The sequence below is a fragment of the Raoultella sp. genome, assembly GCF_039594335.1.
In the GTDB taxonomy this organism is placed as follows: domain Bacteria; phylum Pseudomonadota; class Gammaproteobacteria; order Enterobacterales; family Enterobacteriaceae; genus Klebsiella.
Map to the genome: position 1 here is coordinate 19966 of NZ_JBCNNS010000008.1, position 22397 is coordinate 42362.

At 58.4% G+C, this 22397-nt stretch carries 15 protein-coding genes; 10 read left to right on the top strand and 5 right to left on the bottom strand.

Annotated elements, in window-relative coordinates; genetic code table 11:
• Window positions 1–338: 338 nt before the first annotated feature.
• The 8 genes from ACZAHD_RS02460 (at window position 339) to yegS (ending at window position 14120) form a co-directional block, all read left to right on the top strand.
• Window positions 339–1586 (top strand): MdtA/MuxA family multidrug efflux RND transporter periplasmic adaptor subunit, encoded by a 1248-nt coding sequence (locus ACZAHD_RS02460; protein WP_462455376.1) that lies wholly within the window; start codon window positions 339–341, stop codon window positions 1584–1586.
• Window positions 1586–4708 (top strand): MdtB/MuxB family multidrug efflux RND transporter permease subunit, encoded by a 3123-nt coding sequence (locus ACZAHD_RS02465; protein WP_462455377.1) that lies wholly within the window; start codon window positions 1586–1588, stop codon window positions 4706–4708. Before ACZAHD_RS02460 ends, ACZAHD_RS02465 begins: the two co-directional genes overlap by 1 nt.
• Window positions 4709–7786, top strand: coding sequence for a multidrug efflux RND transporter permease subunit MdtC (mdtC, locus tag ACZAHD_RS02470; RefSeq protein WP_462455378.1), 3078 nt, complete (start codon window positions 4709–4711; stop codon window positions 7784–7786).
• Window position 7787: 1 nt separating this feature from the next.
• Complete coding sequence (gene mdtD, locus ACZAHD_RS02475) at window positions 7788–9203, top strand: multidrug transporter subunit MdtD (protein ID WP_462455379.1); 1416 nt, start codon at window positions 7788–7790, stop codon at window positions 9201–9203.
• Complete coding sequence (baeS, locus tag ACZAHD_RS02480; RefSeq protein ID WP_462455380.1) at window positions 9200–10690, top strand: envelope stress sensor histidine kinase BaeS; 1491 nt, start codon at window positions 9200–9202, stop codon at window positions 10688–10690. Before mdtD ends, baeS begins: the two co-directional genes overlap by 4 nt.
• A complete protein-coding gene (baeR, locus tag ACZAHD_RS02485) occupies window positions 10687–11409 on the top strand; it encodes an envelope stress response regulator BaeR (RefSeq protein ID WP_462455381.1) in 723 nt (240 codons plus the stop codon). Before baeS ends, baeR begins: the two co-directional genes overlap by 4 nt.
• Window positions 11410–11580: 171 nt before the next feature.
• A complete protein-coding gene (trhP, locus tag ACZAHD_RS02490) occupies window positions 11581–12942 on the top strand; it encodes a prephenate-dependent tRNA uridine(34) hydroxylase TrhP (RefSeq protein ID WP_462455407.1) in 1362 nt (453 codons plus the stop codon).
• 284 nt (window positions 12943–13226) lie between these two features.
• The gene (gene yegS / locus ACZAHD_RS02495) at window positions 13227–14120 is read left to right on the top strand and encodes a lipid kinase YegS (protein WP_462455382.1); all 894 of its coding nucleotides are present in this window, start codon (window positions 13227–13229) and stop codon (window positions 14118–14120) included.
• Window positions 14121–14205: 85 nt separating this feature from the next.
• Here yegS and ACZAHD_RS02500 read toward each other — a convergent pair whose 3' ends face one another.
• The 4 genes from ACZAHD_RS02500 to dalD form a co-directional block, all read right to left on the bottom strand.
• Window positions 14206–14868 (bottom strand): HAD family hydrolase, encoded by a 663-nt coding sequence (locus ACZAHD_RS02500; RefSeq protein ID WP_462455383.1) that lies wholly within the window; start codon window positions 14866–14868, stop codon window positions 14206–14208.
• Window positions 14869–14920: 52 nt separating this feature from the next.
• Entirely contained in the window at window positions 14921–16198 is a 1278-nt protein-coding gene (locus tag ACZAHD_RS02505) for an RbtT/DalT/CsbX family MFS transporter (RefSeq protein ID WP_462455384.1), read from the bottom strand.
• Between the two features lie 68 nt (window positions 16199–16266).
• Window positions 16267–17730 carry a xylulokinase gene (gene xylB / locus ACZAHD_RS02510; RefSeq protein WP_462455385.1) on the bottom strand — a complete coding sequence of 488 codons (1464 nt, stop codon included), beginning with the start codon at window positions 17728–17730 and terminating at the stop codon, window positions 16267–16269.
• 9 nt (window positions 17731–17739) lie between these two features.
• Window positions 17740–19107, bottom strand: a complete 1368-nt coding sequence (gene dalD / locus ACZAHD_RS02515; protein WP_462455386.1) for a D-arabinitol 4-dehydrogenase — start codon at window positions 19105–19107, stop codon at window positions 17740–17742.
• Between the two features lie 277 nt (window positions 19108–19384).
• On the opposite strand from dalD, the gene ACZAHD_RS02520 reads away from it, so the two are divergent.
• Window positions 19385–20326, top strand: coding sequence for a sugar-binding transcriptional regulator (locus tag ACZAHD_RS02520; RefSeq protein WP_462455408.1), 942 nt, complete (start codon window positions 19385–19387; stop codon window positions 20324–20326).
• A gap of 32 nt (window positions 20327–20358) precedes the next feature.
• Here the strand turns inward: ACZAHD_RS02520 and ACZAHD_RS02525 are convergent, their stop codons facing one another.
• On the bottom strand, window positions 20359–21369 hold the full coding sequence (locus ACZAHD_RS02525) for a LacI family DNA-binding transcriptional regulator (protein ID WP_462455387.1): 1011 nt from the start codon (window positions 21367–21369) through the stop codon (window positions 20359–20361).
• Window positions 21370–21636: 267 nt separating this feature from the next.
• On the opposite strand from ACZAHD_RS02525, the gene ACZAHD_RS02530 reads away from it, so the two are divergent.
• Window positions 21637–22386 carry an SDR family oxidoreductase gene (locus tag ACZAHD_RS02530; RefSeq protein WP_462455388.1) on the top strand — a complete coding sequence of 250 codons (750 nt, stop codon included), beginning with the start codon at window positions 21637–21639 and terminating at the stop codon, window positions 22384–22386.
• Window positions 22387–22397: the final 11 nt, after the last annotated feature.

Below are 22397 nucleotides of genomic sequence, written 5' to 3' on the forward strand. Positions count from 1 at the left end.
GTAACTCCTGATGGATACCGGCATTCGTGTTACAAAACCAGACACCCGACGTACCCGTCCCTGCAGTACAGACTTATAGTCTTGATAATAATGGCGTCAGGACGGTTATACCAGGCATGAAAAATCGCCCCGCCCTGCCAGATCCAGGAGGAAACGCGCGGGCAACAATGAGCATCAGACCCGATACCCCATCTTTTTTTAGCCTAACCGGCTCATCGAAAAGCGTTTTATCCAGACATATCTCAACAGTCTTTTCATAATTCCTCCATTTTTGCGGGGCGTTTGGTCACTAAACTAGTATCATTTCGCGAAACGTTTCAGGATGAGATAGCAAATTAATGAAAGGCAGTCATACACTCCGTTGGGGTACCGCGCTGGCGGTCATCGTCATTGCCGGTGCCGGGTACTGGTTCTGGCAGAGTCGTGAAGCGACAAACGCGGCGCCTGCTGCGGCGAATGGCTCACAGCAGCCAGCGCCTGGCGGCGGTCGCCATGGTCGCTTCGGCGCGGTGCTGGCGCCGGTTCAAGCGGCGACGGCCACCAGCGAGTCGGTGCCTCGCTATCTCAGCGGCCTCGGTACGGTGACGGCGGCCAATACGGTAACCGTTCGCAGCCGGGTAGAGGGTCAGCTGCTGGCGATCCATTTCCAGGAAGGCCAGCAGGTCAAAGCCGGCGATCTGCTCGCCGAAATCGACCCCAGCCAGTTTAAAGTCGCGCTGGCCCAGGCCCAGGGCCAACTGGCGAAAGACAAAGCCACGCTCGCCAACGCCCGACGCGATCTCGCCCGCTATCAACAGCTGGTGAAGAGCAACCTTGTTTCACGCCAGGAGCTAGATACCCAGCAGTCGCTGGTTAGCGAAACGGAAGGCACTATCAAAGCCGACGAAGCCGCCGTGGCCAGCGCCCAGCTACAGCTAAACTGGAGCCGCATCACCGCGCCGATTGACGGCCGCGTGGGCTTAAAACAGGTGGATATCGGCAATCAGATTTCAAGCGGCGATACCACCGGTATCGTGGTGTTAACCCAAACCCACCCAATCGATTTGGTCTTCACACTCCCGGAAAATGATATCGCCACGGTAGTCCAGGCGCAGAAAGCCGGGAAAACGCTGCTGGTTGAGGCCTGGGACCGGACCAATAAACAAAAAATCAGCGAAGGGTCCCTGCTGAGTCTGGATAACCAGATTGACGCCACCACCGGGACCATCAAACTGAAAGCGCGCTTTAACAACCAGGACGACGCCCTGTTCCCGAATCAGTTCGTTAACGCCCGTATGCTGGTGGACACAGAACAGAACGCCATCGTCATCCCGACTGCCGCGCTGCAAATGGGCAATGAAGGCCACTTCGTCTGGGTACTGAACGATGAGAATAAAGTCAGCAAGCACAGCGTCACGCCGGGTATTCAGGACAGTCTGAAAGTGGTGATTACCGCCGGGCTGTCGGCGGGTGACCGGGTGGTCACTGACGGTATCGATCGTCTGACCGAAGGAGCGAAAGTGGAAGTGGTGGACCCGCACAGCGCACCGGCCGCACCGGAAAAAGCCACCAGCCGTGAATACGGCCAAAAAGGAGCGCGCTCCTGATGCAGGTCTTACCCCCGAGCAGTACGGGCGGCCCTTCCCGACTGTTTATTCTGCGCCCGGTCGCCACTACCCTGCTGATGGTGGCGATAATGCTGGCGGGGATCATCGGCTATCGATTCCTGCCAGTTTCCGCCTTGCCGGAAGTCGATTATCCGACCATCCAGGTGGTCACCCTCTATCCCGGCGCCAGCCCGGAGGTCATCACCTCGGCGATTACCGCGCCGCTGGAACGCCAGTTTGGCCAGATGTCCGGCCTGAAACAGATGTCGTCGCAAAGTTCCGGCGGCGCCTCGGTGGTCACGCTCCAGTTCCAGCTGACCCTGTCGCTGGACGTGGCCGAACAGGAGGTCCAGGCCGCGATCAACGCCGCCACCAACCTGCTGCCGTCTGACCTGCCGAACCCGCCGGTGTACAGTAAAGTCAACCCGGCCGATCCGCCAATCATGACCCTCTCGGTCACCTCTTCCGCCATTCCGATGACCCAGGTGGAAGATATGGTGGAGACCCGCGTGGCGCAGAAAATTTCCCAGATTTCCGGCGTCGGGCTGGTGACTCTCGCGGGCGGCCAACGCCCGGCGGTACGCGTGAAGCTCAATGCGCAGGCCATCGCCGCGCTGGGGTTGACCAGCGAAACCATTCGCACCGCCATCACCAGCGCCAACGTCAACTCGGCAAAAGGCAGCCTTGACGGTCCTTCCCGCGCCGTGACCCTCTCCGCTAACGACCAGATGCAGTCGGCGGAAGATTATCGCCGCCTGATCGTCGCCTGGCAGAACGGCGCGCCGATTCGTCTCGGCGATGTCGCCACCATCGAGCAAGGGGCGGAAAACAGCTGGCTCGGCGCGTGGGCGAACAACCAGCAGGCGATCGTCATGAACGTCCAACGCCAGCCGGGAGCAAACATCATCGCCACCGCCGACAGCGTGCGTCAGATGCTCCCGCAGTTGACGGAAAGCCTGCCGAAATCGGTCAAGGTGCAGGTCCTTTCCGACCGTACCACCAACATCCGCGCGTCGGTGAGCGACACCCAGTTTGAGCTGATGCTGGCGATTGCGCTGGTGGTGATGATCATTTACCTGTTCCTGCGCAACGTACCGGCGACCATTATCCCCGGCGTCGCCGTGCCGCTGTCGCTGGTGGGCACCTTCGCGGTAATGGTGTTCCTCGACTTTTCGATCAACAACCTGACGCTGATGGCGCTCACCATCGCCACCGGTTTCGTCGTCGATGATGCCATCGTGGTGATCGAAAACATCTCGCGCTATATCGAAAAAGGCGAAAAGCCGCTCGCCGCCGCGCTGAAGGGCGCCGGAGAAATCGGCTTTACCATTATCTCATTAACCTTCTCGCTGATTGCGGTGCTGATCCCGCTGCTGTTTATGGGCGATATCGTCGGTCGGCTGTTCCGTGAATTCGCCGTCACCCTGGCGGTGGCGATATTGATTTCCGCCGTCGTCTCGCTGACGCTGACGCCAATGATGTGCGCGCGGATGCTCAGCCACGAGTCGCTGCGTAAGCAAAACCGCTTCTCCCGGGCCAGCGAACGCTTCTTCGAGCGGGTGATCGCCGCCTATGGTCGGATGCTCAGCCGGGTGCTGAATCACCCGTGGCTGACCCTGAGCGTAGCCTTAGGCACGCTGGCGCTGTCAATCATGCTGTGGGTCTTCATTCCGAAAGGCTTCTTCCCGATTCAGGACAACGGCATTATTCAGGGGACGTTACAGGCTCCGCAATCCGCTTCGTTTGCTAATATGGCGCAGCGCCAGGAGCAGGTTTCCGCCGCGATCCTCAAAGACCCGGCCGTCGAGAGCCTGACCTCCTTCGTCGGGGTGGACGGCACCAATCCAGCGCTGAACAGCGCCCGCCTGCAGATTAACCTCAAACCGCTGAATCAACGCGACGACCGTGTGCAGACCGTGATTACCCGCCTGCAGAAAGCGGTGGACGGGATCCCCGGCGTCGAGCTCTACCTCCAGCCGACGCAGGATCTGACTATCGATACCACCGTCAGCCGGACCCAGTATCAGTTCACCTTGCAGGCGAACTCACTGGATGCGCTCAGTCTCTGGGTGCCGCAGCTTTTGGCGCGTCTCCAGGCACTGCCTCAGCTCTCTGACGTCAGCAGCGACTGGCAGGATAAGGGCCTCGCCGCCTATATCAAAGTCGATCGCGACAGCGCCAGTCGTCTTGGCATCAGCATGGCCGACGTCGATAATGCGCTGTATAACGCCTTCGGCCAGCGGCTGATCTCGACCATCTACACCCAGGCCAATCAGTATCGCGTGGTGCTGGAACATGACACCCGCACAACACCTGGGCTGGCGGCGCTGGACAACATTCGCCTGACCAGCAGTGAGGGCGGCATCGTGCCGCTGAAATCCATCGCCAGCGTCGAGCAACGCTTCGCGCCGCTGTCGATTAACCATCTCGATCAGTTCCCGGTGACCACCATTTCGTTTAACGTCCCGGATAACTACTCGCTGGGCGATGCGGTCGACGCCATCCTCGCCGCCGAACAGGCGCTGGATTTGCCGACCGATATCCGTACCCAGTTCCAGGGCAGCACCCTCGCCTTCCAGTCGGCGCTCAACAATACCGTCTGGCTGGTGGTGGCGGCGGTTGTGGCGATGTATATCGTGCTCGGCGTACTGTATGAAAGCTTTATTCACCCGATTACCATCCTGTCGACCTTACCGACCGCCGGCGTCGGGGCGCTGCTGGCGCTGTGGCTGGCGGGCAGCGAGCTGGACGTTATCGCCATTATCGGGATTATCCTGCTGATTGGCATCGTCAAGAAGAACGCCATCATGATGATCGACTTTGCGCTGGCCGCCGAACGCGAACAGGGCATGCCGCCACGTGAGGCGATTTATCAGGCCTGTCTGCTGCGTTTTCGCCCGATTCTGATGACCACGCTCGCCGCCCTGCTCGGCGCACTGCCGCTGATGCTGAGCACCGGCGTCGGCGCCGAGCTACGACGTCCTCTCGGTATCGGTATGGTCGGCGGTCTGATGCTAAGCCAGGTGCTGACGCTGTTCACCACCCCGGTTATCTATCTGCTCTTCGACCGTCTGTCGCTGTACATCAAAAGCCGCTTCCCGCGGCATGAGGAGGAGGCGTAAATGAAGTTTTTCGCCCTCTTCATTTACCGCCCGGTGGCGACGATTCTGATTTCGCTCGCCATCACCCTGTGTGGGGTGCTCGGTTTCCGCCTGCTGCCGGTGGCCCCGCTGCCACAGGTGGATTTCCCGGTGATCATGATCAGCGCCTCGCTGCCCGGCGCGTCGCCGGAAACCATGGCCTCGTCGGTGGCGACGCCGCTTGAGCGCTCTCTCGGCCGGATCGCCGGCGTGTCGGAAATGACCTCCACCAGCTCGCTGGGCAGCACGCGCATTATTATGGAGTTCAATTTCGACCGCGATATCAACGGCGCCGCCCGCGATGTGCAGGCGGCGATCAACGCCGCGCAAAGCCTGCTGCCGAGCGGCATGCCAGGCCGTCCGACCTATCGCAAGGCCAACCCCTCCGATGCGCCGATAATGATCCTGACGCTCACCTCGGATACCTACTCCCAGGGCAAACTGTATGATTTTGCCTCGACTCAGTTGGCGCAAACCCTCTCCCAGATTGACGGCGTCGGCGACGTCGACGTGGGCGGCAGCTCGCTGCCCGCAGTGCGCGTCGACCTCAACCCACAGGCGCTGTTTAACCAGGGCGTTTCGCTGGACGCCGTGCGCACCGCTATCAATAACGCCAACGTGCGTAAACCGCAGGGCGCGCTGGAGGATCACAGCTCGCGCTGGCAGGTACAAACTAACGATGAGCTCAAAACCGCCGCGGAATACCAGCCGTTGATCGTGCACTACCGCAACGGCGCGGCGGTACGCCTTGGCGACGTCGCGCGGATCAGCGATTCGGTGCAGGATGTACGCAACGCCGGGATGACCAACGCCAAACCGGCTATTTTGCTGATGATCCGCAAGCTGCCGGAAGCCAATATCATCCAGACGGTAGACAGTATTCGCGCCCGCCTACCGGAACTGCAAAAAACCATTCCGGCGGCTATCGACCTGCAAATCGCCCAGGACCGTTCGCCGACCATCCGCGCCTCGCTGGAGGAAGTCGAGCAGACGCTGGTGATCTCGGTGGCATTGGTTATCCTCGTGGTGTTCCTGTTTCTGCGCTCCGGGCGGGCAACGCTGATCCCGGCGGTGGCCGTTCCGGTCTCGCTGATTGGCACCTTTGCGGCGATGTATCTCTGCGATTTCAGCCTCAACAACCTGTCGCTGATGGCCCTGACCATCGCCACCGGCTTCGTGGTCGACGATGCTATCGTGGTGCTGGAAAATATCTCCCGCCATCTTGAGGCCGGAATGAAGCCGCTGCAGGCGGCGCTGCAGGGGAGCCGTGAAGTCGGTTTCACCGTGCTGTCGATGAGTCTCTCGCTGGTGGCGGTTTTTTTACCGCTGCTGCTGATGGGCGGACTGCCAGGGCGGTTGTTACGCGAATTTGCTGTCACCTTATCGGTGGCGATCGGCATCTCGCTGGCGGTCTCCCTTACCCTGACGCCGATGATGTGCGGCTGGCTGCTGAAGCGCGGAAAACCCTCGGAACCAACGCGCAACCGCGGTTTCGGCCGCCTGCTGGTCGCCGTGCAGGGCGGCTACGGTAAATCGCTGAAGTGGGTCCTCCGGCACAGCCGTATTACCGGTCTGGTGCTGCTGGGAACCATGGCGCTCAGCATCTGGCTCTATATCTCAATACCAAAAACCCTCTTCCCGGAGCAGGATACCGGCGTGCTGATAGGCGGCATTCAGGCTGACCAGAGTATCTCCTTCCAGGCGATGCGCGGCAAGCTGCAGGACTTTATGAAGATCATTCGTGAAGATCCGGCGGTGGACAATGTCACCGGCTTTACCGGCGGTTCACGGGTGAACAGCGGGATGATGTTTATCTCCCTCAAACCTCGCGATCAGCGGCATGAAACGGCGCAGCAGATTATCGACCGGCTGCGTAAAAAACTGGCCAAAGAACCGGGCGCCAACCTGTTCTTAATGGCGGTGCAGGATATTCGCGTCGGCGGCCGCCAGGCCAACGCCAGCTATCAGTACACTCTGTTATCAGACGATCTCTCGGCGCTGCGCGAATGGGAACCGAAGATTCGCAAAGCGCTGGCCGCGCTGCCTGAACTGGCGGACGTCAACTCTGATCAGCAGGATAACGGCGCCGAAATGGATCTCATCTACGATCGCGATACCATGTCGCGCCTCGGGATTAGCGTCCATGATGCCAACAGTCTGCTGAATAACGCTTTCGGCCAGCGGCAGATCTCGACGATTTACCAGCCGCTGAACCAGTATAAAGTGGTGATGGAGGTCGATCCGGCTTATACCCAGGACGTCAGTGCGCTGGATAAGATGTTTGTGATCAACAGCGAAGACAAACCGATCCCGCTCGCCTATTTTGCTAAATGGCAGCCAGCCAACGCACCGCTGTCGGTCAACCACCAGGGACTGTCGGCGGCGTCGACGATCTCTTTTAACCTGCCGACCGGTCAATCGCTATCGGAAGCCAGCGATGCCATTAATCGCGCGATGACTCAGCTTGGAGTGCCTTCCAGCGTACGGGGCACCTATGCCGGTACCGCGCAGGTCTTCCAGCAGACCATGCATTCGCAGGTCATTTTGATTCTGGCCGCCATTGCAACGGTCTATATCGTGCTGGGAATCCTCTACGAAAGCTATGTGCATCCGTTAACGATTCTCTCCACCCTCCCCTCGGCAGGTGTGGGAGCCCTGCTGGCGCTGGAACTCTTTGGCGCGCCGTTCAGCCTGATTGCGCTTATCGGCATCATGCTATTAATTGGGATAGTGAAGAAAAACGCCATCATGATGGTCGACTTTGCCCTCGAAGCGCAGCGTAACGGCAATCTGCCGCCGGAAGAGGCGATCTTCCAGGCCTGCCTGCTGCGTTTCCGCCCGATAATGATGACCACTCTCGCGGCGCTGTTTGGTGCACTGCCACTGGTGCTTTCGGGCGGCGACGGCTCGGAACTGCGTCAGCCACTGGGGATCACCATTGTCGGCGGGCTGGTCATGAGCCAGTTGTTGACCCTCTACACCACACCGGTGGTCTATCTGTTCTTTGACCGTCTGCGGGTGCGTTTTTCGCGAAAAGTTAGCCAACCGGTAAGCGAATAACATGACAGAACTGCCCTCCAGCGTCCGCTGGCAATTATGGATAGTGGCTTTCGGCTTCTTTATGCAATCGCTGGACACCACCATCGTCAATACCGCCCTCCCTTCAATGGCCAAAAGCCTTGGGGAGAGCCCCTTGCATATGCATATGGTCATCGTCTCCTACGTGTTGACGGTGGCGATTATGCTACCCGCCAGCGGCTGGCTGGCGGACCGGGTGGGCGTGCGCAATATCTTTTTTAGCGCCATTATTCTGTTTACGCTCGGGTCGCTGCTTTGTGCCCAGGCCGCAACCCTCAATCAGTTGGTGCTGGCCCGCGTACTGCAGGGTGTCGGTGGCGCCATGATGGTCCCTGTCGGTCGTCTGACGGTGATGAAAATCGTTCCGCGCGCCCAGTATATGGCGGCGATGACCTTTGTTACGCTCCCCGGCCAGGTCGGGCCGCTGCTTGGCCCGGCCCTCGGCGGCCTGCTGGTGGAATACGCCTCCTGGCACTGGATTTTCTTAATCAATATTCCGGTGGGCATTATCGGCGCCATCGCCACCCTGTTGCTGATGCCAAACTACACTCTTCAGACCCGGCGCTTCGATATTGTTGGCTTTATCCTGCTGGCGCTGGGGATGGCGACCTTAACCCTCGCGCTCGACGGTAAAAAAGGGCTGGGAATTTCTCCGCTGCTGCTCAGCGCGCTGGTGGTGACCGGCGTGGCCGCCATTGTGCTCTATTTATGCTACGCCCGGGGCAATGACAACGCCCTGTTCAGTCTGAACCTGTTTCGCAATCGCACTTTCTCCCTCGGGCTCGGCGGCAGCTTTTCCGGACGTATTGGCAGCGGTATGCTGCCCTTTATGACGCCGGTATTCCTGCAAATTGGCCTCGGCTTTACACCGTTTCACGCCGGGATGATGATGATTCCGATGGTGCTTGGCAGCATGGGGATGAAACGTATTGTGGTACAGGTGGTCAACCGCTTTGGCTACCGCCGCGTCTTAATGGTGGCGACTCTTGGTCTGGCGTTGGTGAGCCTGCTGTTTATGGCCGTCGCCCTGGCGGGCTGGTACTGGCTATTGCCGGTGGTGCTGTTTATGCAAGGGATGATCAACTCCAGCCGCTTCTCGTCGATGAACACCCTGACACTGAAAGATCTGCCGGATGACCACGCCAGCAGCGGCAACAGCCTGCTGTCGATGGTGATGCAACTGTCGATGAGTATTGGCGTAACCCTCGCCGGGATGCTGCTCGGCCTGTTCGGTCAGCAGCATATCAGCGCCGATGGCGCCGCCACCCATCAGGTCTTTCTTTATACCTACCTGTGCATGGCGGTCATTATTGCGCTACCGGCCTGCATTTTTTCCCGCGTTCCCGATGATACCGAAAGCAATACCGCTATCGCCCGACATAAAAGGAGTGAGCCGTGAAGCTATGGCGTCCCGGTATTACCGGCAAGCTATTTCTGGCTATTCTGGCCACCTGCATCGTGCTGCTCATCAGCATGCACTGGGCGGTGCGCATCAGTTTTGAACGCGGATTTATCGATTATATCAAGCGCGGCAATGAACAGCGGCTGATGATGCTGGGCGATGCGCTGAGCGAGCAGTATGCCCTGCACGGCAACTGGAAATTTCTGCGCAATAACGATCGCTTTATTTTCCAGCTATTAAAGTCGTTCGATCGCGATAACGACGATCGCTTCCCAGGCGGGCGCAAAACAAATTCCGCTGGCGCGCCTGGCGCCGAGGGCCCCCCACCCGATACCCCTCCGCCGGACGGCTCGCACGGCCCCGGCCCGGATATGCCTCCGCACGGCTGGCGCACGCTTTTCTGGGTCGTTGACCAGCAAGGGCACGTCCTGGTTGGCCCCCGCGAGCGGGTGCCTGAAGACGGCAGCCGGCGCAATATTATGGTTAACGGCGTATCGGTGGGCGAGGTTATCGCCTCACCGGTCGAGCGTCTGACGCGCAATACCGACATTAATTTCGACCGTCAGCAAAAGCGCGCCAGCTGGCTGATTGTTGCCCTGTCGACGATCCTTGCTGCGCTGGCAACTTTCCCGCTGGCGCGCGGCCTGCTGGCGCCGGTAAAGCGTCTGGTCGAAGGGACCCACCGCCTGGCGGCGGGAGATTTCACCACCCGCGTGGCGGTCAGCAGCAGCGATGAGCTCGGCCGCCTGGCGCAGGATTTTAACCAGCTCGCCAGCACCCTGGAACGCAACCAGCAAATGCGTCGCGACCTGATGGCAGATATTTCTCATGAACTGCGGACCCCGCTGGCGGTGCTGCGCGGCGAACTGGAAGCCATTCAGGACGGCGTACGCAAATTCACCCCGGATTCCGTCACTTCGCTACAGGCGGAGGTCACCACCCTGACCAAACTGGTTGACGATCTGCACCAGCTATCGATGTCCGATGAAGGCGCATTGGCCTATCAAAAAACCGCCGTGGATATCATTACGCTGCTGGAAGTCGCGGCGGGCGCCTTCCGTGAACGCTTCGCCAGCCGGGGGCTGGCCATCGCCGTTTCGCTTCCGGAAAACGCGACGGTATTTGGCGACGCCGATCGCCTGATGCAGCTTTTCAACAATCTCCTGGAAAACAGCCTCCGCTATACCGATAGCGGCGGACGTCTGCTGATCAGCGCCAGCCAGACGGGCCGGCGCATCCTTCTTGATTTTGCCGATAGCGGTCCCGGCGTCAGCGACCAACAGCTGGAACGGCTGTGCGAGCGCTTCTATCGTGCCGAAGGTTCACGTAACCGCGCCAGTGGCGGCTCCGGGTTGGGGCTGGCCATTTGTGTCAACATCGTCGCTGCCCATGGCGGCACCTTACGAGCCGACCATTCGCCATTTGGCGGGGTTAGCATTAAAGTAGAGTTACCTCTGGAACGTGATACACCGAGAGACGTATGAGCGAATTACCTGTTGATGAAAATACCCCGCGCATTCTTGTCGTGGAAGATGAACCCAAATTGGGTCAGTTGCTGCTCGACTATCTGTTCGCGGCAGGTTATGTGCCAACGCTGATTAATCACGGCGATCGGGTCCTGCCTTACGTGCGCCAGACCCCACCACACTTGATCTTGTTAGATCTGATGCTGCCGGGAACCGATGGCCTGACGCTGTGTCGGGAGATCCGTCGCTTTTCCGATGTGCCGGTAGTGATGGTGACGGCGAAAATTGAGGAAATCGATCGGCTGCTTGGACTGGAGATCGGCGCCGACGATTACATCTGTAAGCCCTACAGCCCGCGCGAAGTCGTCGCCAGGGTGAAAACGATCCTCCGCCGCTGCCAGCCGCGCCGGGATCTGCTGGCGCTGGATGCGGAAAGCCCGCTGATTGTAGATGAGAGCCGTTTTCAGGCTTCATGGCGCAATAAGCTGCTGGATCTGACCCCCGCCGAGTTTCGTCTGCTGAAAACCCTGTCGCAGGAGCCGGGCAAAGTTTTCTCGCGCGAGCAGCTGCTCAATCACCTGTACGATGACTATCGCGTGGTGACCGACAGAACCATCGACAGCCATATCAAAAATCTGCGGCGTAAGCTGGAGTCGCTGGACGCCGAGCAGTCCTTTATCCGCGCGGTCTACGGCGTTGGCTACCGCTGGGAGGCCGACGCCTGTCGTCTGGCGTAAGCCCCCTCCTCGTTGCGCAAGGCAAGATTGGGGTAAGGGGAAAGGTTTACTCTCCTTAGCCGCAGCGCTACAATGCCCGCCCTTAATGTGTGGGCACTGTTCATGAAAGTGCTTCCCCAAGTCGCCACATCAGGTGTGGCGAATCTGACCTGTCATCAGAACGAGAACATCATGTTTAAACCGGAACTCCTTTCCCCGGCGGGAACGCTGAAAAATATGCGTTACGCCTTCGCTTATGGCGCTGACGCCGTGTATGCTGGCCAGCCGCGTTATTCTCTGCGCGTGCGCAACAACGAATTCAACCATGAAAACCTACAGTTGGGCATCAATGAAGCTCATCAGCTCGGGAAAAAATTCTACGTGGTCGTCAACATTGCGCCGCACAACGCCAAGCTGAAAACCTTCATTCGCGATCTGAAGCCGGTGGTGGATATGGGGCCGGACGCGCTGATTATGTCCGATCCGGGTTTGATCATGCTGGTGCGGGAAAACTTCCCCGATATGCAGATTCATCTGTCGGTTCAGGCCAACGCCGTCAACTGGGCGACCGTTAAATTCTGGCAGCAGATGGGGCTGAGCCGGGTGATTCTTTCCCGCGAACTGTCGCTGGACGAAATTGCCGAAATCCGCAGCCAGGTCCCGGAGATGGAACTCGAGATTTTCGTCCACGGCGCGCTGTGCATGGCCTATTCTGGCCGCTGCCTGCTCTCGGGCTATATCAACAAACGCGACCCGAACCAGGGCACCTGCACCAACGCCTGCCGCTGGGAATACAACGTTCAGGAAGGCAAAGAAGATGACGTCGGCAATATCGTCCACCAGCATGAGCCGATTCCGGTCAAGACCGTCGAACCCACGTTGGGGATCGGCGCGCCAACCGACCGAGTGTTTATGATTGAAGAAGCCAAACGGCCTGGCGAATACATGACCGCTTTCGAAGATGAACACGGCACCTACATCATGAACTCCAAAGACCTGCGCGCCATTGCGCATGTCGAGCGTCTGACGCAGATGGGCGTGCACTCGTTGAAAATCGAAGGCCGCACCAAATCGTTCTATTACTGCGCACGCACCGCCCAGGTTTATCGCAAGGCTATTGATGACGCCGCGGCGGGCAAACCGTTTGACGAAAGCCTGCTGGAAACGCTGGAAGGACTAGCCCACCGTGGCTACACCGAAGGCTTCCTGCGCCGTCATACCCATGACGATTACCAGAATTATGAGTACGGTTACTCCCTTTCCGAACGCCAGCAGTTTGTCGGTGAATTTACCGGTGAGCGCAATGGTCAGTTGGCCGCCGTAGCGGTGAAAAATAAGTTTTCCGTCGGCGACAGCCTTGAGCTGATGACCCCGCAGGGCAACGTGAACTTCACCCTGGAACACATGGTGAATGCCAAAGGTGAGGCGATGCCGGTCGCCCCCGGCGATGGCTATACAGTATGGTTGCCTGTACCGGAAGAGATGGAGCTGCAGTATGCTCTGCTGATGCGCAACTTTACTGGCCAGACGACCAGAAATCCGCACAGTAACTAGTTTATCAGGGTTATTTTTTCAGGATGCACGGATATTAGAAACGGATCACACACCGTTGCGTTTGAAGTGGGTATTATCCATCTTGCTGAAAAACATAACCCATAAATGCTAGCTGTACCAGGAACCACCTCCTTAGCCTGCGTAATCTCCCTTACGCGGGCTTATTTTTTATCACGCCGCTGTGCGCTCCTTCCTTTCTCGCCGTCGCCCGGCGTTACAAAATGTCCATCCTCGCTATCATAGGGTACACTTTCTGCATCTTGCACAAAAAGGAAGCCATAACTATGCCTGTGTTTCCAGCCAGCTTACTGATTCTCAATGGCAAAAGAGCTAACGAGCCGCAGTTGCGCGAAGCGATCGCACTGTTGCGCGAGGAAGGTATCGACATCCATGTTCGGGTGACCTGGGAAAAAGGCGATGCCGTCCGTTTTGTCGATGAAGCGCTGCAGCTTAAGGTGGGGACAGTGATTGCCGGCGGCGGCGATGGCACCATCAATGAGGTCGCCACGGCGCTGGTCCAGCGTAAAAGCCAGGTCGCGCTCGGCATCCTGCCGCTGGGTACCGCCAATGATTTCGCCACCAGCGTCGGGATCCCACAAGATCTCGCCAGCGCCCTGAAACTGGCGATTGTCGGCCGCGATATCGCCATAGACGTGGCGCGGGTGAATGATAAAACCGGCTTTATTAACATGGCGACCGGTGGCTTCGGGACCCGGATTACTACCGAAACGCCGGAGAAACTCAAAGCCGCGCTGGGCGGCGTCTCCTATCTGATTCATGGCCTGATGCGTATGGACACCCTGAAACCCGACCGCTGCGAAATTCACGGCGAAAACTTTAGCTGGCGCGGAAACGCGCTGGTTATTGGTATCGGCAACGGTCGTCAGGCTGGCGGCGGTCAGCAGCTTTGCCCGCAAGCCCTGATTAACGACGGCCTGCTGCATTTGCGGGTTTTTACCGGCGAAGAGCTGCTGCCCGCGCTGTTTACTACCCTGGCGGATCCCGACAACTCCCCTAACCTGGTGGACGGCGTGTCGTCGTGGTTTGAAATCACCGCGCCGCACGAGATGACCTTTAACCTTGATGGCGAACCGCTGAGCGGTAAACATTTCCGTATGGAAATTCTCCCGGGCGCACTACGCTGTCGCCTGCCGCCGGACTGCGCGTTGCTGAAATAATACGCCAGGTAGAAGGCGAGCGCAGAACGAAGAGATAAAAAGACCGTTTACATCTCCAGAGCTTCTGCGCTCACCGATAAGGTCGTCACCCGAGCGCCAGGTCAGGTTCAGAGCGCCTCTGCAGCAGTTCCGGTAACGAGCGATGACGGGCGATAGCGGCGGCAAAACGCGGATGCTGACAATCTGGCGCAATAACGACCGTGGCAATACCCGCCGCCTGCGCCGCGCAAAAGCCGTGAAAACTGTCCTCGATAACCAGACACTCTCCGGCGCTCAGCGCCAGCTTGCGCAGTGTCGAGAGGTAGACCGCCGGATGCGGTTTGCCCCACGCCTCATCATCGGCGCTGGAAATCACATCAAAGCAGGGCCGTAGGGAGAGTTTATCGAGTACCGCGGAAATCACCTGATGAGAAGAAGACGTCGCCAGCGCAATCCGGCAACCCAGACGCCGAAAATGCGCCAATGCCTCGTTGACGCCCCCCATCGCCTCCCCGTTGGCGGTAATCAATCCGACGATGCGTTGTAAAATGAGTGCTTCCAGCTGCTGTGGTGCAATCGCCAGCCGGCAGTGCCGACACCACACGCGGGCAATATCGTCCAGTCGCTTACCTTTCGTCAGCGTTTCACACTCCTCCTCGCTGACCGTCGCGCCCCAACAGGCCAGCTCCTCCCGTTGCGCCTGCCGCCACAGGGCTTCTGAATCAATAATCACGCCATCCATGTCAAAAATGACCGCTTTGATGCTCATCTTCTACCTCAAACCGGGCTGACGGAGCTCGCCTGTCAGCCCGCTAACTGTGTCAGGAAAACTCAACGCTTTTGCGGGTTGGCGCAGGCTTCAGGGTAAAACCCGGCTGCTCGACGCGAATAAAAGCACAGAGGAAAAAGGCCAGCACGTACAGCGCGGTGTACGCCACCACCACCCCAATCGTACTGAAGTACGGCAGCAGCACCACCGCAATCGCCGGAGCCAGGAAGTTGGACAGCCCTGCCGACAGGTTGTAGACCGAAATCGCCGCCCCTTTATGCTGCGGCTCCAGCGCCGGGAAGACCGCCGCCATCGGCACAAACGCCGCCACAAAAATCCCCAGCGCAATCGCCGGTACCAGTGCCATGGCAAAGTTATGCCCGAAATGATGCGGGATGTAGTAAAACGCCAGGCTCGACAGCGCCATGCCAATGCAACCAAACCAGCGCACCACCTTCATCCAGCCCAGTTTTTCCCCAAGGATCCCCCACAGCACGTTGGAGAAAATGGTGGTGAAGAAGAAAGCCGCCCACACCTGGAGCCATTCGGAGGTGGTAAAGCCCAGCTCATCGACAAACATCAGCGGCATGATCACCGCAAAGCCGAACAGCGACAGGGTGTTGATGATGCGCACCATGCTGGAGAGCAGGATATTGCGGTTGGTGTAGAGCAACGTGGCGGCGCGCCCCAATTCGGCAAACTTCTCGCGGGTGGTGAGGTTCTGCATATGGCGCGGCGTCTGAATATGGCGCAGCGATACCAGCGCGATAATGCCGCCGGTGACGCAGAACACCAGCGCCAGCCACAAGGTGCCCAACTCACCGATATGCGGGATGGTAAAGCTCGGGATATAGCTGCCAAACACACCAATACCAATTGAGTAGACCGCCCAGAACCAGCCCAGCGCCGAGCTGGCGCCGTCGCTTTTCACGTTGTGCACGATAGCGACGATAAAGGCGTAGAGGAACAGCGGGTAGGCAAAGCCGCGAATGCCATAGAACAGCAGGATCAGCGGGTAGTTGGCGTGGCCGAGGCCGAAGACCAGGAACAGCACGTGGAACACGCACCACAGCACAAAGCCGATCAGCATGGTTTTCTGCGGGGTGATGATCTCGGCGACCACGCCGGAGATCCACGCCGACAGGGCGGCGGCGAGGCCGTAGAGGGTAAAGGCGAAAGAAGCCTGGGCCGGAGTGAAGCCCAGCTCCTTGATGTAGTGCGAGAGAAACGCCAGCTCAAAGCCGTCACCGGTCATAAACACGGCGATGGCGATGTATCCCCAGATCAGATTCAGCGGCAGACCGAACCACTGTTTGCTATTCACGGACATAATGACCTCGTTTTCAGGGTGCAGGAAGACGCTCCGGTGCAGCCACCGGAGGGTTGTTATTATTAAAATCAGTGATGTCGGTAATTCAGGTCGTTGAGATAGAGCGCTTGAAATTGCGCATAGCGTTGCATCAGGGTGTGATGGCGTTCAGGCGCGGCGCGCCAGGTCTGGTAGACCTCTGGTTTTTCGCAGACGACAGCCAGCGGTTTCCCTGCCGCCAGACAGGCCAGCCGCGCCGCCCCCAGCGCGCCGCCGGTTTCACCGCCTTTATGGGTCACCACCGGCATATCAAGAATATCCGCCAGCAGCTGTGCCCAGAACGGGCTGCGGGCGCCGCCGCCGACCAGCGAACACTGTTCAATCCGCGTGCCGCTCTCTTTCAGGACCTGCAAACCATCGTTGATCCCGAAGCTCACCCCCTCCAGCACCGCGTAACCCAGTTGGGCGCGCAGGCTGGAATGGGTCATCCCCCAGAACATTCCGCGCGCGTCCGGATCATTATGCGGCGTACGTTCCCCGGAAAGATAAGGCAGAAAGAACGGCGCGTTGGCCTTCTCTTCCTCGCTCAACTGGGCAATCTCCTCCAGCAACGCCACTTCGGTGGTGCTGGTTAAACGGCAGAACCATTGCAGGCAGCTGGCGGCGCTGAGCATCACGCTCATCTGATGCCACAGGTTCGGTAAGACGTGGCAGAAGGCGTGCACCGCCGACTGCGGCGCCGGGCGATAAGTATCGGTCACCACGAACAACACCCCGGAGGTGCCCAGTGAAATAAACGCATCGCCCGGTGAGACTGCGCCGACGCCGATGGCGCTGACCGCGTTATCCCCGCCGCCGCCGGCCACCACCACCGAGGGATTCAATCCCCAGCGCGTGGCAACCTGAGGGGCCAGCGTGGCGGACACCTCGCAACCTTCAACCAGCGTCGGCATCTGACGGCGCGACAGGCCACACTTATCCAGCAGCGCATCGGACCAGTCGCGTTTCGCCACGTCCAGCCATAGCGTCCCGGCGGCATCCGACATATCGGAGATTTTTTTGCCGGTCATTTTGTAGCGCAGATAATCCTTCGGCAGCATTACCGTTGCCGTGCGCTGAAAGTTTGCCGGCTCGTGGCGCCTCACCCACAACAGTTTTGGCGCGGTAAAGCCCGGCATCGCCAGGTTTCCGGCGACCTGGTGCAGTTCAGGCGCCCTCTCCTCCAGCTCACGACATTCCTGCGCACAGCGCGTGTCATTCCACAAAATGGCCGGACGGATCACCTCCCCACCGCTGTCCAGCAGTACCGCGCCATGCATCTGCCCGGAGAGGCCGACGGCCTTAATCGCGGACCAGTGATGGCCACATTTTTCCCGCAGGGTGATGACCAGATATTCTGTGGCTTCCCACCACGCCTGCGGTGCCTGTTCTGACCAGTGCGGATGAGGCCGCTGGATAGTCAACGGCGCGCTATGGCTGGCGACCACCGCATTATTCTCATCAATAACCAGTGCTTTCACTTCCGAGGTGCCAAGATCGATGCCCAGGTACATAGCCAGCTCCTATTGAATCAGTGAATAGACGGCGGCAATCTTCTCACGCATCAGCGCCAGGAAATCATCCCGTTCGGCCAGGGAACCAAACAGCGCCCGGTCTTTGGCATAAAGGGCAATCGGGTCGCTGGATTCAAACATTTCATGGACCGCCTGAGCATCGAGAATGCCATCCTGGTATTCATAAGGCAGCGTGCCTTTATGCCACTGCGCCATAAAGACAAAGAACAGCGCGGGCAGCATGGCCGCCGCCTCCGGGCGGGCACCGCGTTGGTAGCACTCCTGCAGCGTTGGGGCGATCATCGCCGGAATTTTTGACAACCCGTCCGCCGCGACCCGCTGGTTGGTATCCTGGATATAGGGGTTGGTGAAACGCTTAAGGACCACATCGCGGTAGGTCGCCAGATCGATCCCGTTGTCGCCCAGGCACGGAATCACATCTTCGCTGACGTAGCGGTCGGCAATAGCATAGATAAAATCGGTCAACGTACTTTCGTGAATATAGCGTTGACCCATTAACGTACCGGCCCACGCGATGCCACTGTGCGAGGCGTTCAGAATACGGATTTTGGCCTCTTCGTAAGGGATAACCGAATCAACCATCTCCACGCCGACGGCCTCCAGGTTCGGACGCTCAGCGCGGAAATTATCTTCGACTACCCACTGAATAAAAGTCTCGCCCATTACCGGGGCTTTATCGTCAATACCGGTTTGCGCTTTGATGCGCGCCGACAGATCGGCCGCCGGTCGCGGCGTGATGCGATCCACCATGGTGTTCGGACAGGTCGCATTCGCCGCCAGCCACGCTATCACCGCCCGCCTGCCAGTTAACTGGAGAAACTCCACCAGCCCGTCGTGAAAGCGCTCGCCATTGTGGCGAACGTTATCGCAGTTGAGCAGCGTCAGCGGCCCGGCGTTATCTGCCATGCGTTTTTCCAGAATGCGTGCGAGGGTGCCGTAGAGGGTTTTGCAGCCCCCTTGCAGATCGTTGGTTAAGTCCGGATTGCGGGTCTCCAGCTTATGGTTGGTATTCAGGTAGTACCCCCCTTCCGTCACGGTAAAGGCGATAACTTTGGTCTGCGGGTTTGCCCCTTCGTCAATCAGCGGCTGCAGCCCATTCTGCCACGGCAGCAGTTTTTGAATTGAGGTGATCTCTTCATATTCGCGCTCCCCTTCCGGGCTGACGGTTTCCAGAACGTAGCGCCCGTTCTGGGCGCTAAGCGCCGCAACCACCTGCTCGGCATCCTGACGAATATTGCCCGCCGCGATATGCCAACGCTTATCGCCGGAGGCGATCAGACGATGCAGATACCACGCCTGGTGAGCACGATGAAACGAACCCAGACCGATGTGAAGCCATGTGAATTGCTGATTCATATTCTGATCTCCTTGAGTGATGGGACTCACTGTATCTGATCATTTGCTCTTAATAAGAGTTATAGATCACAAAAGATCAATTACTCATTAAAAATACAAATGACCAAAAAAGAGCAAAAGCTTGCCTGATTTAAAAACCGCGGCGAGAATGCGCCTATCGCCTGAATCATTCGCCACGCAGACTACTGGCGCCACAGACCGCAAGATATTGTGCGCAGCCCCTACGGATCGAATGATGCCGGGCCTGTTTATGACCGCACGCTTAAGGCAGGGAATCATGGGTAAAGAAGAGGATATCAGGCTGGATCAGAAGGTCCGCGCCGCATGGATGTACTATATTGCCGGTCTGAATCAAAGCGAGATCGCCAGCCAGCTGGGGACTTCGAGGCCGGTGGTGCAGCGAATGATCGCCGCCGCTAAAGAAGAGGGAATCGTCTCGATCGGCCTTCACCATCCGGTGGCCAACTGCCTCGACTATGGGCAACTGTTACAGGAGAAATACCAGCTGGTCGACTGCAATATCGTTCCCGCGTGGAGCGAAGAGAGCACGTTGGACAGCGTTTCTTTCGGCTGTTACCAGTTGATGGCCCGCTATCTGCAGGATGATAAAGCGAAGATTATCGGCATTGGTTCCGGGCTGACGCTGAAAAAAACCATGCAGCGAATCGACTTCGCCAGTCTGAATACGCGCTGCGTGGCGCTGATTAGCGCCATGGACGCCGACGGCCAGTGCAACTATTACGACGATGTTCCTCTGCTGCTGGCGCGAAAAATTCAGGCCAAATATTATCAGTGGCCAGCGCCGCGCTACGCGCAAACCGTGGATGAACATGAAATGTGGTGCACCAGTCGCCTGTTCCGCAACGTCTCAGACGTGGCGCAGCAGGCGGACGTGATTTTCGTCGGCATCGGCCCGCTGGGCACCAACAGCCCCATCTTTAAAGACGGTTTTATCAACCAGGCGCAGTTGGATGAGCTGACGGCCCAGGGCGGGATTGGCGAGATCCTCGGCCGCTTCATTGATGCCGACGGCGGCGTGGTAGAGAGCGATATCAACCGGATGATCACCAGCTACGATATTCGCCACAATCAGTGCCCGCGTATTGCGGTGGCCTGCGGAGAATATAAACGCCCGGCGATTCTGGCGGCGCTGAAAGGGGGCTGGATCAATGGCCTGGTCACAGATGAGCATACCGCCCGCTGGCTGCTGACGCGCTAGCGGCAGTTCTCACTGCCGCCGCGCTAAGCGACTCAGACATGATCGCGACTAGCAATCAGCAGTGGTGGGATCTCGACCAGCTGTTGGCGGGCTTCGCCGGCATCAATAATGTTGAATACCGCCTCCAGCATCACCGGGACATTCTGCTGCACCATATCGATGTCGTGGCCGAGGAGATAGACAAACGGGTCCCAGTCGAAGCAGCCCATTGGCGGCTGCCCGCTGCCGGTTAATCCCAACTGCGCCAGCCATCTGACCACCCCTTCCAGCGAAATCGTCGAGTTAACGAAGAGCCCCTGCAGATGTTCTTCCGGGGTACTGAACCTGGCCTGCATACAGGCCTCGACTTTGCCCTTTGAATAGCCGGGCGCCAGTACGTTCTCATCGGGAACGCTCAGGCCCCGGGCCTGGTGCGCGTCGCGAAAGCCGCGCAGACGTTCGAGGGTATTGTGGTCGCTGCTACGCCCGCCGACGAAGGTCAGCGGCGCCAGCCTGCCGTGACGCCTGGCGCTGTTGTCGAGGATCTTATCCGTCAGCGCTCTGGCGCCAGCGTAGTTGTCCGAGATGACCGACGGCGCAAGCGTACCCGGCAGATCGAGATTCACGGTTGGCACACCCGCCTGCTGACAGAGCTCGGTAATTTTATCCGGGTTCGTCGCCCCGGTCGCCACGACCCAATCCACCTGCCATGAGAGCATCGCCTTCACCGCTTCGATTTCCAGCTCAGGGCGACGGCGGGTACAGGTGATAATCGGCAGCAGACCGCGCTCGCGCGCCATCTCTTCAAAGTTTTCCACAACGGAGCCGAAGTAACGGTTGTCGTATTTGGGAACAATCATGCCGATCACATGCGATTTTTTACTGCGCAACATGCTGGCCTGACGGTTTATCGCATAGCCCTGCTCTTCAGCAATCCGCGTCACCTTTTCCGCAAGTCTGGCGCTGATGCGCCGCTTTTTCCAGTTGCCATTGAGGATTGCACTGACCGCGCTGGCCGAAACGCCGGACAATTCCGCCAGATCGTAGATAGTGATTTTTTTCATTTTCCCAACTTGCGTCACAAATTCATTTCGCTGTTATTTTCCCCACTTGCTCAATCGATGAAGCTGGCGCAACATTAGCTTCATCGATTGAGCAACCATTATGCTCCATGGCGGATGACGTTATTCATCGCTCAATTTTCAGCGTATATCTATAAATAATGCTTTTATTCAAAACCTTAACAATTTTTCATGCATAACATCAACGCTGGCCCATGCTTATCGAGGACCAGATCGACTGACCAAACAGACTCAATGAAGGATTATAAAATGAACCACTCTGTATCCTCTATGAATACTTCACTCAATGGTAAAGTCGCCGCCGTCACCGGTGCGGCATCCGGTATCGGCCTCGAATGCGCCAGAACCCTGCTGGCGGCGGGAGCCAAAGTGGTGCTGATCGACCGGGAAGGCGAAAAACTCACTAAGATTGTGGCTGAACTCGGCGAAAACGCCTTCGCTCTGCAGGTGGATTTAATGCAGGGCGATCAGGTCGATAATATTCTGACCGGTATTCTCAATCTCGCCGGAAGACTGGATATTTTCCACGCTAACGCCGGCGCCTACATCGGCGGACCGGTGGCCGAAGGCGACCCGGACGTCTGGGATCGCGTACTGCATCTCAACACCAACGCCGCCTTCCGCTGCGTGCGTAGCGTACTCCCGCACATGATTGCGCAAAAATCCGGCGACATCATCTTTACCAGCTCCATCGCTGGCGTCGTCCCGGTCATCTGGGAACCAATTTACACTGCCTCAAAATTCGCCGTGCAGGCGTTTGTACACACCACCCGTCGCCAGGTTTCGCAACACGGCGTGCGCGTCGGTGCCGTCTTACCGGGCCCGGTGGTGACCGCCCTGCTTGACGACTGGCCGAAAGAAAAAATGGAAGAGGCGCTGGCTAACGGCAGCCTGATGCAGCCGATTGAAGTTGCGGAGTCGGTCCTGTTTATGGTGACGCGCTCGAAAAACGTCACCGTACGCGATCTGGTTATCCTGCCTAACAGCGTCGATCTGTGACTCTTCAACCC

Bases quoted from the DNA above. Each gene is read 5' to 3' on its own strand.
- ACZAHD_RS02460 (WP_462455376.1), top strand. From the start codon at position 339: ATGAAAGGCAGTCATACACTCCGTTGGGGTACCGCGCTGGCGGTCATC.
- ACZAHD_RS02465 (WP_462455377.1), top strand. From the start codon at position 1,586: ATGCAGGTCTTACCCCCGAGCAGTACGGGCGGCCCTTCCCGACTGTTT.
- mdtC (WP_462455378.1), top strand. From the start codon at position 4,709: ATGAAGTTTTTCGCCCTCTTCATTTACCGCCCGGTGGCGACGATTCTG.
- mdtD (WP_462455379.1), top strand. From the start codon at position 7,788: ATGACAGAACTGCCCTCCAGCGTCCGCTGGCAATTATGGATAGTGGCT.
- baeR (WP_462455381.1), top strand. From the start codon at position 10,687: ATGAGCGAATTACCTGTTGATGAAAATACCCCGCGCATTCTTGTCGTG.
- trhP (WP_462455407.1), top strand. From the start codon at position 11,581: ATGTTTAAACCGGAACTCCTTTCCCCGGCGGGAACGCTGAAAAATATG.
- yegS (WP_462455382.1), top strand. From the start codon at position 13,227: ATGCCTGTGTTTCCAGCCAGCTTACTGATTCTCAATGGCAAAAGAGCT.
- ACZAHD_RS02500 (WP_462455383.1), bottom strand. From the start codon at position 14,868: ATGAGCATCAAAGCGGTCATTTTTGACATGGATGGCGTGATTATTGAT.
- ACZAHD_RS02505 (WP_462455384.1), bottom strand. From the start codon at position 16,198: ATGTCCGTGAATAGCAAACAGTGGTTCGGTCTGCCGCTGAATCTGATC.
- xylB (WP_462455385.1), bottom strand. From the start codon at position 17,730: ATGTACCTGGGCATCGATCTTGGCACCTCGGAAGTGAAAGCACTGGTT.
- dalD (WP_462455386.1), bottom strand. From the start codon at position 19,107: ATGAATCAGCAATTCACATGGCTTCACATCGGTCTGGGTTCGTTTCAT.
- ACZAHD_RS02520 (WP_462455408.1), top strand. From the start codon at position 19,385: ATGGGTAAAGAAGAGGATATCAGGCTGGATCAGAAGGTCCGCGCCGCA.
- ACZAHD_RS02525 (WP_462455387.1), bottom strand. From the start codon at position 21,369: ATGAAAAAAATCACTATCTACGATCTGGCGGAATTGTCCGGCGTTTCG.
- ACZAHD_RS02530 (WP_462455388.1), top strand. From the start codon at position 21,637: ATGAACCACTCTGTATCCTCTATGAATACTTCACTCAATGGTAAAGTC.